Below are 13,932 nucleotides of genomic sequence, written 5' to 3'. Positions count from 1 at the left end.
ATGGAACGTTGGCAAAACATACATAGTGTTGTCGTCGTAGGGCTCGGTATTACCGGGCTCTCTGTCGTTAAACACCTAAGAAAAAATCAGCCACAACTTGTGGTCAAAGTCATTGATACTCGTGTAAACCCTCCAGGTGCAGAGCGCTTGCCGGAAAGTGTTCAACTGCATAGTGGTGGTTGGAATACGGACTGGCTTTCTGACGCGGATCTTATCGTGACCAACCCTGGTATTGCGCTAGCGACACCAGAGATCCAAGCCGTCTTAGCAAAAGGTACGGCAGTAGTTGGTGATATCGAGTTATTCGCTTGGGCGGTGCAGAAACCCGTAATTGCGATTACGGGCTCAAACGGTAAGAGCACAGTAACCGACCTCACAGGTGTGATGGCTAAGGCTGCAGGTTTGGATGTTGGCGTTGGTGGTAACATCGGTGTGCCTGCTCTGGATTTGTTAGAACAAGACGCAGACCTATATGTACTCGAACTCTCGAGCTTCCAGTTAGAAACGACGTCAAGCTTAAAGCTCAAAGCCGCTGCGTTTCTGAATCTTTCTGAAGATCATATGGATCGTTATCAAGGCATGTCTGACTATCGACAAGCTAAGTTGCGTATTTTTAACCATGCTGCTCTTGCAGTCGTGAACCGTGATGATCAAGAAACCTTCCCAGACGCAGAGATGCCATTGGTGACATTTGGCAGCGACAATCAGGACTTTGGTCTCGAGGTGGATGGCAACCGTACTTGGCTGCTCGATCACGGTCAACGAGTTGTCGCAAGTGATGAGCTTAAGTTGGTTGGTAAGCACAACTTATCTAACGCTCTGGTTGCTTTAGCGCTATTAAAAGCTGCGGACGTAAACTATCACAAAGCATTGAATGCACTTAAAAATTACACGGGACTGACACACCGATGCCAGGTGGTTGCGGATAATCAAGGCGTCAAATGGGTGAATGACTCTAAAGCAACTAATATTGCCAGCACTATGGCTGCGCTATCTGGTTTGGAATCGACAGGCAAGCTCTACTTACTCGTTGGTGGTGTTGGCAAAGGTGCTGACTTCTCGCCATTAAAACCGATCTTCGCGACGCTTAACTTGCAACTGTGTTGCTTTGGCGCTGATGGCGATGAATTTATGCCACTGCATGAATCTGCAATACGTTTCGACACTATGGAAGATGTGATTCAACAAGTATCTTCGCAGTTAAAACCAGGTGATATGGTGATGCTGTCTCCTGCATGTGCTAGCTTTGATCAATTCGACAACTTTATGGCAAGAGGTGATGCTTTCGCTGCTCTTGCTCAGAAATATGCATAATTAAAGGTTACACACTTCGTGGGTTTAGGTAACGTTAAACGCAGTATTGGCAATTGGCTCAAGCATCCAGCCCCAGAGGCGATGTTTGATCGTCAGTTAGTGTGGATTGCACTGGGTTTGATGTTGACTGGTTTGGTCATGGTAACCTCTGCATCATTTCCAATCAGCTCTCGATTAACGGAACAGCCGTTCCACTTTATGTTTCGTCATGCGACGTTTCTCGTGCTGGCGTTAGGGACCTCCGCTGTTATTTTGCAAGTGCCTTTGCAAGAGTGGTTTAAGAAGAGCCATTACTTACTTTGGGCTTCTTTCGCACTGTTGATCATCGTGCTCTTGGCGGGTAAGTCGGTTAATGGTGCGTCTCGTTGGATTCCCCTTGGGCTGTTTAACCTTCAGCCAGCGGAAGTCGCGAAGCTATCGCTGTTTATCTTCATGTCTGGTTACTTAGTTCGAAAGCAAGACGAAGTACGACAAACGTTCTTTGGTGGCTTTATGAAGCCAATCATGGTGTTTGCCTTCTTCGCAGTATTACTACTTGGTCAGCCAGACTTGGGGACGGTCGTCGTGATGCTGGTCACGCTGTTTGGCATGCTTTTTATCGCAGGTGCAAAACTAACCCAGTTTCTCGCCTTGATGGTGGCAGGTATCGGCGCTGTAGTAGGTTTGATTCTCGTCGAGCCATACCGTATGCGACGAGTAACCTCCTTCCTTGACCCGTGGGAAGATCCATTTGGCAGTGGCTATCAGTTGACTCAGTCTTTGATGGCGTTTGGTCGTGGTGAATGGTTCGGACAAGGTCTCGGTAATTCAATTCAAAAACTGGAATATCTACCGGAAGCGCATACCGACTTTGTGTTTGCCGTACTTGCTGAAGAGCTTGGTTTCGTAGGCGTAGTGCTGGTCTTAATGCTGATTTTTAGCTTGGTGCTAAAAGCGGTTTACATCGGCAAGCGTGCATTTGAAGAAGGCGAAATGTTCGGAGGTTATCTGGCTTTCGGAATTGGTATTTGGTTTGCGTTTCAAACCTTGGTTAATGTTGGAGCTGCCGCCGGTATTGTTCCAACTAAAGGTTTAACACTTCCACTCATCAGTTATGGTGGTTCTAGTCTAATAATTATGTCCGTCGCAGTGTCCATACTACTGCGTATCGATTACGAATGCCGCTTGAAACGCGAGCAACAACAATCAGAACAACAAGCTAATGAAACAAAATAAACGTTTGATGGTGATGGCTGGTGGTACTGGCGGTCACGTATTCCCAGGTTTGGCGGTAGCAAAACAGCTTCAAGAGCAAGGTTGGGAGATCCGTTGGTTAGGTACGGCGGATCGAATGGAAGCGGATTTGGTGCCAAAACATGGCATTGAAATCGACTTTATCAAAGTGAAAGGGTTACGAGGTCAAGGCGTTAAACGTCTTCTTGCAGCACCATTTCAAATTATCAATGCCATTATGCAGGCTCGTGCTCACATGAAACGCTGGCAGCCAGATGCAGTGCTTGGTATGGGCGGTTATGTTAGCGGCCCGGGCGGTATTGCCGCTTGGATGAGTGGCATTCCTGTTGTTCTGCATGAACAAAATGCAGTAGCAGGTTTAACGAACCAATGGTTATCGAAAATCGCTAAGAAGGTTTTTCAGGCTTTCCCAGGCGCTTTTCCAAATGCCGAAGTGGTTGGGAACCCAGTTCGTGAAGATGTGACTCAATTAGCAGCGCCAATTGAGCGCATGCAAGAGCGCCAAGGTCCAATTCGCATTTTGGTGATGGGTGGCAGCCAAGGCGCACGTATTCTTAACCAAACTCTGCCAGAAGTGATGTCGAAATTGGGCGAAGATTACTATGTTCGTCATCAAGCGGGCAAAGGTGCCGCCGAAGAAGTGAATGCAGCATACCAAGCTAATGGTGTGGTAAATGCAGAAGTAATGGAATTCATTGATGACGTTGCAGAAGCTTACGCATGGGCTGACCTTTTAGTTTGTCGCTCTGGAGCGTTAACCGTTTCTGAAGTCTCGGCGGCAGGTGTAGGCGCTATTTTTGTTCCATTCATGCACAAAGACCGCCAGCAAGCACTTAATGCAGACCACTTGGTGGATTGCGGCGCGGCGAAAATGATTGAACAACCAGATTTAACCGTTGAGTCTCTGACTCAGCAGATCCAACAATTGGATCGCCAAGCTTTACTTACAATGGCTGAGCAAGCGCGTGGCGCTGCAAAATTGAATGCTGACCGAGTTGTCGCACAAGCCATTGTCGCTTTGACCGAAAAGCGTTAACCGAATTATTGAGAATAGAATTGATGACAATCCAACATACACAAGACTTAGCTCAGATTCGCGCAATGGTGCCAGAGATGCGCCGCGTGAAATCCATCCACTTCATCGGTATTGGTGGTGCGGGCATGAGCGGCATTGCAGAAGTGCTGTTGAACGAAGGCTACCAAATCACAGGTTCTGATCTATCAGAGAACGCTGTGACAGAGCGTTTGGTATCAAAAGGTGCGACGGTATTTATTGGTCATCAAGCCAGTAATGTAGAAAAAGCAAGTGTGGTTGTTGTGTCAACGGCGATCAACGAAGAAAACCCAGAAGTGATGGCGGCACGTGAATTACGCATCCCTATTGTACGCCGCGCAGAGATGTTGGCTGAATTGATGCGATTCCGTCACGGTATTGCCGTTGCGGGTACACACGGTAAAACCACGACGACCGCTCTTGTCACTCAAATCTATTCTGAAGCCGGTCTTGATCCAACGTTTGTGAATGGCGGTTTGGTGAAAAGCGCAGGTACAAATGCGCGTCTAGGCTCGAGTCGTATTCTAATTGCAGAGGCAGATGAAAGTGACGCGTCATTCCTGCACTTGCAACCAATGGTGAGCATTGTTACCAATATCGAAGCCGATCATATGGATACCTATGGTGGTGACTTTGAAACCTTAAAGCAAACCTTCATCGATTTCCTTCATAATCTACCGTTTTACGGCCAAGCAATTGTTTGCATTGATGATCCTGTGGTTCGAGAGTTAATCCCACGTATTAGTCGTCAAGTGATAACTTACGGTTTTTCTGAAGATGCCGACGTACGTATTGAAGATTATCGTCAAGAGGGGCAGCAAGGCAAATTTACGGTAGTACGTAAAGGGCGAGCTAACTTAGATATCACGCTGAATATTCCAGGTTGTCACAATGCATTGAATGCGTCTGCTGCGATTGCGGTTGCTACTGAAGATGACATTGAAGACGATGCGATCCTAAAGGCAATGGCTGGTACGCAAGGTACGGGAAGACGTTTTGATCACCTTGGCGAGTTTGATACTGGCAACGGCCATGCAATGCTTGTTGATGATTACGGCCATCATCCAACAGAAGTGGATGTAACCATTAATGCAGCACGCAGTGGTTGGCAAGACAAGCGTTTGGTGATGATTTTCCAACCGCACCGTTATAGCCGTACTCGTGATTTATACGATGATTTCGCGAATGTGCTTGAACAGGTGGATGTATTGATCATGCTGGATGTTTACGCAGCGGGTGAAAAGCCGATTGCAGGTGCTGATGGGCGCGCTTTATGTCGCACAATTCGCAGCCGAGGCAAGGTAGATCCGATTTTTGTTCCAGAAATCGAGCAATTACCTTCAGTTTTAGCTAACGTTATACAAGACGGCGACCTAATCTTAACGCAAGGTGCGGGTGATATTGGTAAAGTGGCGAAACAGCTGGCAGGTCTTAAATTGAATATAAACAAGATGCTTGGCTGACACATATTGTTGATGCGAAGGACAGATAAAGACTCAGATCTCGATTTTGCGTCAATATCATTGTGATTTATTGCTATCAGTGTTTGATAGTTTACAAGAGCTCAGTATAATCCCAAGGTTAAAGTCAAGACTTTTACCTCTGCGTAATTATATGGGTAAAAAGTACACGACAAAAGTCAGGAAACGAAGACGTTGTTGAATATTGCACTGAATGACGAGCGACCAAACACGGGTAACAACCGTGGTCGCCAAGAAAAAATCTTGGGTGCGTTATTTTTCGTTGTGGTTGTGACTTTAATTAGTTCTGTTTTGTACGCGGCGATCAGTTGGATGTGGGATGACCAAAGGTTACCTCTCTCCAAAATAGTACTTCAGGGGAAACTGGAGTATGTCCAAGCTGACGATGTGCAGGCTGCATTTAGTCGAATTGATCACATCGGTACATTTATGTCTCAGGATATTGATGTATTACAGCAAAGTGTCGAAGCTCTGCCATGGGTAGCGCATGCCGCAATCCGAAAGCAGTGGCCGGATACAGTAAAAGTTTTTTTGACGGAGCATCAACCAGAAGCCATTTGGAATGGCAACGAACTGTTAGATAAAAACGGGTTCGTTTTTGATGGAGATGTTGCTCTGTTGCAAGAAGAAAAAGTGAAGCTGTACGGACCCAAAGATAGCGGACCGGAAGTCTTACAGACTTACCGTGATTTGAGTCCTAAGTTTCAGCAATTGGGTTTAGCGATATCGTCTCTGGTATTAAACGAGCGACGAGCTTGGCAAATCATCCTTGATAACGGTATTCGATTAGAGCTCGGAAAAGAGTCTCTTCTTGAGCGTATAGAGCGCTTTTTTAAGCTCTATAACAAGCTTGGCAGTGACACGCAAAGAATCAGTTATATCGATCTTAGGTACGATACAGGAGCCGCAGTTGGTTGGTTTCCTGAACAAGAGTTAGAAGAGAGTACAGATGACTAAGGCCGCTGATGACAACATTATTGTTGGTCTTGATATAGGCACTGCAACCGTATCGGCTCTAGTGGGTGAGGTTTTACCAGACGGTCAAATTAATATTATTGGCGCAGGTAGTAGCCCCTCACGCGGCATGGATAAAGGTGGCGTGAATGATTTGGAGTCGGTTGTAAAATCAGTACAACGTGCAATTGATCAAGCTGAATTAATGGCAGAGTGCCAGATCAGCCGAGTCTTCATTTCGTTGTCTGGTAAGCATATCGCAAGCCGAATTGAAAAAGGTATGGGCACGATTTCTGATGAAGAGGTGTCTCAAGAAGACATGGATCGCGCTATCCATACCGCAAAATCGATTAAAATCGGTGATGAACAGCGAATTCTTCATGTGATCCCGCAGGAGTTCACCATTGATTACCAAGAAGGAATCAAAAATCCGCTTGGTTTATCTGGGGTAAGAATGGAAGTGAGTGTCCACCTTATCTCATGCCATAATGACATGGCACGCAATATTATTAAGGCGGTAGAACGCTGCGGCCTTAAAGTAGAACAACTCGTATTTTCTGGGCTTGCTGCTAGTAATGCAGTAATCACCGAGGATGAAAGAGAGCTTGGAGTTTGTGTGGTTGATATTGGCGCCGGCACGATGGATGTGGCCATCTGGACTGGCGGTGCGTTACGTCACACAGAAGTATTTTCGTACGCAGGAAATGCTGTAACCAGTGATATTGCTTTTGCTTTTGGTACGCCAGTGAGCGATGCTGAAGAAATAAAAGTCAAATATGGCTGTGCTTTGAGTGAACTGGTCAGTAAGGATGACACGGTTAATGTACCAAGCGTAGGTGGACGACCATCACGTAGCCTGCAACGTCAAACGTTGTCAGAAGTGATTGAGCCACGCTACTCTGAGCTTATGGGACTGGTTAACCAAACTATCGACTCTGTACAAGCAAAATTGCGCGAAGAGGGTATCAAGCACCATCTGGCTGCGGGAGTTGTACTCACCGGCGGTGCTGCGCAAATGGACGGAGTGGTAGAATGTGCGGAACGCGTATTCCGCAATCAAGTAAGGGTCGGCAAACCGCTCGAAGTCAGCGGATTAACTGACTATGTAAAAGAGCCGTACCATTCTACGGCAGTTGGATTACTTCATTACGCAAGAGACATGCAGTCTAGCGACGATAGCGATTATAATGAACCTAAACGCTCATCTGTAACTGGCTTTTTCGATAAATTGCGTAACTGGATACAAAAAGAGTTTTAACCTGAGTTGCAGGATAAACGGAGACAACACATGTTTGAACCGATGATGGAAATGTCTGACGATGCAGTAATCAAGGTCGTTGGGGTTGGTGGCGGCGGTGGTAACGCCGTTGAACACATGGTGCGTGAATCCATCGAAGGTGTGGAATTCATCAGCGTCAACACTGATGCGCAAGCACTTCGTAAGACAAGCGTTGGCAATGTTATTCAGATCGGTGGTGATATCACTAAAGGTCTGGGTGCAGGTGCTAATCCACAGGTTGGCCGTGACGCAGCTCTCGAAGACAGAGATCGAATTAAAGATTCCCTGACTGGCGCCGATATGGTGTTTATCGCAGCTGGTATGGGTGGCGGTACCGGTACTGGTGCAGCGCCTGTTATTGCTGAAGTGGCTAAAGAGCTTGGCATTCTAACAGTAGCGGTAGTAACTAAACCGTTTAGTTTTGAAGGTAAAAAGCGTTTGGCATTTGCTGAGCAAGGTATCGATGAGCTCTCTAAGCATGTTGACTCTTTGATCACGATTCCAAACGAAAAGCTACTTAAAGTACTTGGTCGTGGTGTAACACTACTAGAAGCTTTTGCAAGCGCTAACGATGTTCTTAAGAATGCCGTTCAAGGTATTGCTGAGCTAATTACTCGCCCTGGCATGATCAACGTCGACTTTGCGGACGTAAGAACTGTAATGTCTGAAATGGGTCACGCAATGATGGGTAGCGGCATCGCCAAAGGTGAAGACCGAGCTGAAGAAGCGGCTGAAATGGCAATTTCTAGCCCACTTCTGGAAGACATCGATCTAGCGGGCGCTCGTGGTGTTCTTGTCAATATTACTGCTGGTCTGGATATGCGTCTTGACGAGTTTGAGACGGTTGGTAATACAGTGAAGGCATTCGCTTCTGACAATGCGACTGTTGTTATCGGTACTTCTCTAGACCCTGATATGACTGACGAAATCCGCGTAACAGTTGTAGCGACAGGTATTGGTAATGAGAAAAAGCCAGATATCACGCTAGTTGCGGGTGGTAAAGCGAAAGTGGCACCGACGCCGCAAGCTCAACCACAGCAACAAGCAGCGGCAACGCAAGCTGAAGAAAAACCGGCACAGACCTTGCAAAATAATCAAGTGCAAGAGAAGCCACAGGTAACTCCTCAGCCGACAAACACTGCTTCTTCTTCTCCAGCTTCGTCGAGTCAAAGTTCTGCGGCTCCAAAGCAAGAAAAGGAAAGTGGTTATTTAGATATACCGGCATTTTTGCGTCGTCAGGCTGATTAATCTTTAACCCATAAATTTGACATGGCTCAAAATTATGGTAGCATTCACGGTCGACGTTACAGACGGCCGTGTTTTGTAGCAAATTTTTGAGAGGCAAGCAGATGATCAGACAACGTACTCTGAAAGAAATAGTGAAAACAACTGGTGTGGGTCTCCACTCTGGTCGTAAAGTCACACTTACTCTGCGCCCGGCTGCTGCAAATACAGGTATCATTTACCGTCGTACAGATGTAAATCCACCTGTAGATTTTCCAGCTGATCCAGCTTCGGTTCGTGACACCATGCTTTGTACTGCATTGGTAAACGATGAAGGTGTGCGTATTTCAACTGTTGAGCACTTGAATGCGGCACTTGCTGGTATGGGCATCGATAACATTGTTGTCGAAGTAGACGCACCTGAAATTCCGATCATGGATGGTAGTGCAAGCCCATTTGTATACTTGCTACAACAAGCAGGTATCGAAACGCAAAATGCGCCAAAACGCTTCATCCGTATCAAAAAGCCAGTTCGTTTTGACGATGGTGATAAATGGGCAGAATTTGTACCATTTAACGGCTTCCGTATGGACTTCGAAATTGAGTTTAATCACCCAGCGATTGAATCAGACGAGCAACGTTTGCTGTTTGATTTCTCGTCAAAAGGCTTTGTTCGTGAGATTTCTCGAGCACGTACGTTTGGCTTTATGCGTGATATCGAATATCTACAATCTCAAAACCTAGTTTTGGGTGGTAGTTTTGACAATGCTATCGTTTTGGATGATTACCGTATTCTTAATGAAGAAGGTCTACGCTTTGAAAATGAGTTTGTGACTCACAAAGTGTTGGATGCGATTGGTGACCTTTACATGTGTGGCCACCCAATCATTGGTGAATTCCGTGCCTTTAAATCTGGCCACGGTTTAAATAACCAACTGTTACGTGCTGTTCTTGCAGATCAGGAAGCGTGGGAGTGGACTACATTCGAAGAAGAAGTCGGCTCACCAGTAGCATTCGCAGAACCAAATATGGTGCTTGCGTAAATACTTGGCATTAGAATTAATAAAAAACCAGGCTTATGCCTGGTTTTTTGCTATTTGGCTTTAATCTTCGACTTATCAATAACATTCAAGCTTTCAGCATATTGAAATAACGTTCACTTACGATCTTCCTTTTCTGCCATATCGGCTAATCGTTTTAAACGCTCTTGAATTTTAGGTGGCGCCATGTCGGCAATCGTCATTAATGACTTTGCTGCAGATTCTGTTAGTGGTGGACGCTTAGGTCTGTCGTCTTGTTGAAAGCGGTTTCTATATAGTGAAGGATTGATCCTCACTTCAACGCTCATCAGCTTGGCAAAGCCTTGAGTACGAAGTTTATTTAGGATCATGAGGCGATCGTAATCGATCTTCATTTTGATCGCGGCACTAGAGACATCGATCAATAGATGGCCGTTACGAACATTCGCTACTCGGCAATGATCGGCCGTCCCCATGGGTAAGACCTCTTGCAAAGCTTGGTTAAGCTGTAAGATTTCTCCAGCATGTTCTTGAATCTGCTTGAACTGTGACTCAGCAATAACATCTTCAGTCGAGGTTGGACGGTGATCACGCATAGGTAAAATCTAATTTTGTTGAGATATAGCTATTCTAGAGCAGCTTTCTATCAAGGTATAGTTTACATTAACGTCTTTAGCTTCAGTTTTACAATGTAGCAAGGTAAAAAGCAAAGTTTGCTCTGGATGGATTACATATATTGCGGTATGCAATATCGGCTAATCAGTCACCACTTTAAGTAAAAACTTCAGAGTGCTTCAAACAAATACGTCTATTTATGGTTGTATCGATTAAAAATCCTTACACTAAGCCACATTGTTTCAAAACTTAGCCTTGAAATATGGATGTTTGAACTCAATATCTTTGATAAATGATTTATCTCAGTATTCTTAGTTCCAAACTGGCAGAGACTGAAGGCATTATGAGTAGATCGGGAACGGTCTGAATAAAGAGAGATTCACGAAAAATGATAACTAAGCTACTGACAAAAGTGATTGGCAGTCGCAACGACCGAACACTGCGCCGCCTTAGAAAAATTGTAAAAGAAATTAATAACTATGAGCCAACATTCGAGGCTCTAAGTGATGAAGAGTTAAAAGCAAAGACGGTTGAATTCCGTGAGCGCCTAGAGAAAGGTGAAACTCTTGATAAACTACTTCCAGAAGCTTTTGCTACGGTTCGTGAAGCATCTAAGCGTGTCTACGGTATGCGCCACTTCGACGTCCAGCTTATCGGCGGTATGGTTCTAAATGCGGGTCAAATCGCTGAAATGCGTACGGGTGAAGGTAAAACGCTGACGGCAACGCTTCCTGCTTACCTAAATGCCCTGGCTGGTAAAGGCGTTCACATTGTAACAGTGAACGATTATCTAGCTAAACGTGATGCAGAGACAAACCGCCCTCTATTTGAATTTTTAGGTATGACTGTTGGCGTAAACGTGCCAAACATGCCTCCTCAAGAGAAAAAAGAAGCGTACCAAGCTGACATCTTGTACGGAACGAACAATGAATTTGGTTTTGACTACCTTCGTGACAATATGGCTTTCCGTAGCGAAGATCGCGTACAACGTGAACGCTTCTTTGCAGTTGTCGATGAGGTGGACTCAATCCTAATTGATGAAGCTCGTACCCCTTTAATCATTTCTGGTCCTGCTGAAGATAGCTCTGAGCTATACACCCGAATCAACCTTTTGATCCCGCATCTTAAAAAGCAAGACAAAGAAGACTCTGAAGAATATCGTGGTGATGGTCACTACACTGTTGATGAGAAATCAAAGCAAGTATACCTCACAGAAACGGGCCAAGAGTACGTTGAAGAACTGTTGGTGAAAAATGGTCTTATGGAAGAGGGTGACACACTTTACTCTCCGACTAACATCAGCATGTTACATCACGTGAATGCCGCTTTGCGTGCTCATGTGTTGTTTGAGCGCAACGTTGATTACATCGTTACTGACGAAGGTGAAGTAGTAATTGTTGATGAACATACTGGTCGTACAATGCCAGGTCGTCGTTGGTCTGAAGGTCTTCACCAAGCAGTAGAAGCGAAAGAAGGCGTTAAGATTCAAAACGAAAACCAAACTTTGGCTTCGATTACCTTCCAGAACTACTTCCGCTTATACGAAAAACTGTCTGGTATGACAGGTACTGCGGATACTGAAGCGTTTGAGTTCCAATCTATTTATGGCTTGGAAACGGTGGTTATCCCAACCAACAAACCAATGATTCGTAACGATATGCCGGATGTGGTGTACCGTACCGAAGCTGAGAAGTTTGCTGCAATCATTGAAGATATCAAAGAGCGCGTTGCGAAAGGTCAGCCAACATTGGTTGGTACCGTATCGATTGAAAAATCAGAACTACTCTCCAACGCCTTGAAGAAAGCGAAGATCAAACACAACGTATTGAATGCGAAATTCCATGAGAAGGAAGCGGAAATTGTTGCTGAAGCGGGTATGCCGGGTGCGGTAACTATCGCGACCAACATGGCCGGTCGTGGTACGGATATTGTGCTTGGCGGTAGTTGGCAATCAAAAGTGGAAGCTTTGGAGAACCCAACTCAAGAACAAATCGATGCGATTAAAGCAGAGTGGAAAGTGGTACATGATCAAGTACTAGATGCTGGTGGTCTACACATCATTGGTACTGAGCGCCACGAATCTCGCCGTATTGATAACCAGCTACGTGGTCGTTCTGGTCGTCAAGGTGATGCGGGTTCATCGCGCTTCTACCTATCTATGGAAGACTCTTTGTTACGTATTTTCACTTCTGATCGTATGGCGAGCCTTATTCAAAGTGGTATGGAAGAAGGTGAAGCTATTGAATCGAAAATGCTTTCTCGCTCAATTGAAAAAGCACAGCGCAAAGTGGAAGGCCGTAACTTTGATATCCGTAAGCAGCTACTAGAATACGATGATGTGGCGAACGATCAGCGTAAGGTTGTCTACGAGCTGCGCGACGAATTGATGAACGTTGAAGACATCAGCGGTATGATCGAGCAAAACCGTGAAGATGTGCTAACCGCGGTTATTGATGAGTACATCCCGCCACAATCACTAGAAGATATGTGGGACGTTGAAGGTCTGCAAGAGCGCTTGAAAGCAGACTTCGATCTTGATGCGCCAGTGAAGCAATGGCTTGAAGAAGACGATAAGCTTTACGAAGAGGCGCTACGCGAGAAGATCATCAATCTAGCCGTTGAAGTGTACAAAGAGAAAGAGGAAGTGGTGGGTGCGCAAGTGCTTCGTAACTTTGAGAAATCGGTTATGCTTCAAACTCTGGATACGCTTTGGAAAGAGCACTTGGCAGCAATGGATCACTTGCGTCAGGGTATTCACTTACGCGGCTATGCGCAGAAGAACCCGAAACAGGAATACAAGCGTGAATCGTTTGAACTGTTTGAAGGTCTACTAGAAGCGCTGAAAACTGATGTGATTACTGTTCTATCTCGCGTTCGAGTTCAGCAACAAGAAGAAGTTGAACGTATGGAAGAGCAACGTCGTGCGCAAGCTGAAGAGGCCGCTCGTCGTGCTCAAGCGCAACACGCAGCAGCACAAAACCCTCTTTCTGAAGGTGAAGAATCTGAAGAAGGTTCAAGTCAGCCAATGGTACGTGATGAACGTAAAGTAGGTCGCAATGAGCCTTGCCCTTGTGGTAGTGGTAAGAAGTATAAACAGTGCCACGGCAAAATCGACTAACGTATTAGTCAGATAATTTTTTAAAGAGTCGCCTAGGCGGCTCTTTTTTTAAGCAAATTCTGTGGCTGTCGAATTTCATAAGTTTTGATAGCATCGGATAGTTTTAGAGATGCAAAGACCGTTGAAGTGTAACGGCTTGAGAGTTAGGAACCCCTATGAAAAGAATTCACATAGTCGCGGCTATTATTTTTAACCAAGACAAATCAAAAATTTTTATTACAAAGCGTCCAGACGACAAGCATAAAGGCGGGTTTTGGGAGTTTCCCGGCGGGAAAGTCGAGTCAGGAGAAAGTATTGAACATGCTCTAGCAAGAGAACTTGAAGAAGAGGTAGGAATTGAAGTTACTGAGCAAGCCCTTTTCGAGCATTTGGAATATGACTATCCAGACAAATCACTTAAGTTTGATTTTATTACGGTATCTAAGTTCAGTAATGAGCCTTACGGCCGAGAAGGTCAAGAAGGTCGCTGGGTTGAGATAAGAGAATTGGGTAACTATGCCTTTCCTGAAGCGAACGTGCCTATCTTGGAGCGTGTCGTAAAAGAGTTCGCTTAAGCCTGATGAACTTGCTTGTGGTAACCACGGTATGTTGTTAGTTTAAACAGATTAAGCGAAACGAGAGAACGAGAGCAAACCTCGTTA

General features: G+C 45.4%; 11 protein-coding genes. 10 read left to right on the top strand and 1 reads right to left on the bottom strand.

The window, feature by feature from the left end; genetic code table 11:
- From murD to lpxC, 8 genes are all read left to right on the top strand, one after another.
- Positions 1–1,314, top strand: a complete 1,314-nt coding sequence (gene murD / locus R7E78_RS06480; RefSeq protein ID WP_017821485.1) for a UDP-N-acetylmuramoyl-L-alanine--D-glutamate ligase — start codon at positions 1–3, stop codon at positions 1,312–1,314.
- 18 nt (positions 1,315–1,332) lie between these two features.
- Complete coding sequence (ftsW, locus tag R7E78_RS06475) at positions 1,333–2,529, top strand: cell division protein FtsW (RefSeq protein ID WP_005372933.1); 1,197 nt, start codon at positions 1,333–1,335, stop codon at positions 2,527–2,529.
- Complete coding sequence (murG, locus tag R7E78_RS06470) at positions 2,516–3,583, top strand: undecaprenyldiphospho-muramoylpentapeptide beta-N-acetylglucosaminyltransferase (RefSeq protein ID WP_047102003.1); 1,068 nt, start codon at positions 2,516–2,518, stop codon at positions 3,581–3,583. The genes ftsW and murG overlap by 14 nt, the downstream gene beginning before the upstream one ends.
- Positions 3,584–3,606: 23 nt before the next feature.
- A complete protein-coding gene (murC, locus tag R7E78_RS06465; RefSeq protein WP_318057765.1) occupies positions 3,607–5,064 on the top strand; it encodes a UDP-N-acetylmuramate--L-alanine ligase in 1,458 nt (485 codons plus the stop codon).
- Positions 5,065–5,256: 192 nt separating this feature from the next.
- Positions 5,257–6,039 (top strand): cell division protein FtsQ/DivIB, encoded by a 783-nt coding sequence (locus R7E78_RS06460; RefSeq protein WP_005387393.1) that lies wholly within the window; start codon positions 5,257–5,259, stop codon positions 6,037–6,039.
- Complete coding sequence (gene ftsA / locus R7E78_RS06455; RefSeq protein WP_005372946.1) at positions 6,032–7,294, top strand: cell division protein FtsA; 1,263 nt, start codon at positions 6,032–6,034, stop codon at positions 7,292–7,294. The genes R7E78_RS06460 and ftsA overlap by 8 nt, the downstream gene beginning before the upstream one ends.
- A gap of 30 nt (positions 7,295–7,324) precedes the next feature.
- The gene (gene ftsZ / locus R7E78_RS06450; RefSeq protein ID WP_005387391.1) at positions 7,325–8,563 is read left to right on the top strand and encodes a cell division protein FtsZ; all 1,239 of its coding nucleotides are present in this window, start codon (positions 7,325–7,327) and stop codon (positions 8,561–8,563) included.
- 101 nt (positions 8,564–8,664) lie between these two features.
- Complete coding sequence (gene lpxC / locus R7E78_RS06445; RefSeq protein WP_047102006.1) at positions 8,665–9,582, top strand: UDP-3-O-acyl-N-acetylglucosamine deacetylase; 918 nt, start codon at positions 8,665–8,667, stop codon at positions 9,580–9,582.
- Between the two features lie 113 nt (positions 9,583–9,695).
- On the opposite strand, the gene R7E78_RS06440 is transcribed toward lpxC, so the two are convergent.
- Positions 9,696–10,154, bottom strand: a complete 459-nt coding sequence (locus tag R7E78_RS06440; RefSeq protein ID WP_005381869.1) for a DUF721 domain-containing protein — start codon at positions 10,152–10,154, stop codon at positions 9,696–9,698.
- Positions 10,155–10,561: 407 nt separating this feature from the next.
- Here R7E78_RS06440 and secA point away from each other — a divergent pair, with 407 nt between their 5' ends.
- Both secA and mutT read left to right on the top strand, forming a co-directional pair.
- Positions 10,562–13,291, top strand: a complete 2,730-nt coding sequence (gene secA / locus R7E78_RS06435) for a preprotein translocase subunit SecA (protein ID WP_005387389.1) — start codon at positions 10,562–10,564, stop codon at positions 13,289–13,291.
- Positions 13,292–13,446: 155 nt separating this feature from the next.
- Positions 13,447–13,845: an 8-oxo-dGTP diphosphatase MutT gene (mutT, locus tag R7E78_RS06430; protein ID WP_005387387.1), complete on the top strand. Its 399-nt coding sequence runs from the start codon at positions 13,447–13,449 to the stop codon at positions 13,843–13,845.
- Positions 13,846–13,932: the final 87 nt, after the last annotated feature.

The sequence above is a fragment of the Vibrio sp. YT-19(2023) genome (assembly GCF_033337395.1).
The sequence above is the reverse complement of the archived record's forward strand: the minus strand, read 5'-3'. Positions and strand labels throughout refer to the sequence as shown.

Excerpts from the sequence above, each read along its gene's own strand:
- mutT (WP_005387387.1), top strand. The coding sequence starts at position 13,447 with ATGAAAAGAATTCACATAGTCGCGGCTATTATTTTTAACCAAGACAAA.
- ftsA (WP_005372946.1), top strand. The coding sequence starts at position 6,032 with ATGACTAAGGCCGCTGATGACAACATTATTGTTGGTCTTGATATAGGC.
- ftsZ (WP_005387391.1), top strand. The coding sequence starts at position 7,325 with ATGTTTGAACCGATGATGGAAATGTCTGACGATGCAGTAATCAAGGTC.
- R7E78_RS06440 (WP_005381869.1), bottom strand. The coding sequence starts at position 10,154 with ATGCGTGATCACCGTCCAACCTCGACTGAAGATGTTATTGCTGAGTCA.
- murD (WP_017821485.1), top strand. The coding sequence starts at position 1 with ATGGAACGTTGGCAAAACATACATAGTGTTGTCGTCGTAGGGCTCGGT.
- murG (WP_047102003.1), top strand. The coding sequence starts at position 2,516 with ATGAAACAAAATAAACGTTTGATGGTGATGGCTGGTGGTACTGGCGGT.
- lpxC (WP_047102006.1), top strand. The coding sequence starts at position 8,665 with ATGATCAGACAACGTACTCTGAAAGAAATAGTGAAAACAACTGGTGTG.
- murC (WP_318057765.1), top strand. The coding sequence starts at position 3,607 with ATGACAATCCAACATACACAAGACTTAGCTCAGATTCGCGCAATGGTG.
- secA (WP_005387389.1), top strand. The coding sequence starts at position 10,562 with ATGATAACTAAGCTACTGACAAAAGTGATTGGCAGTCGCAACGACCGA.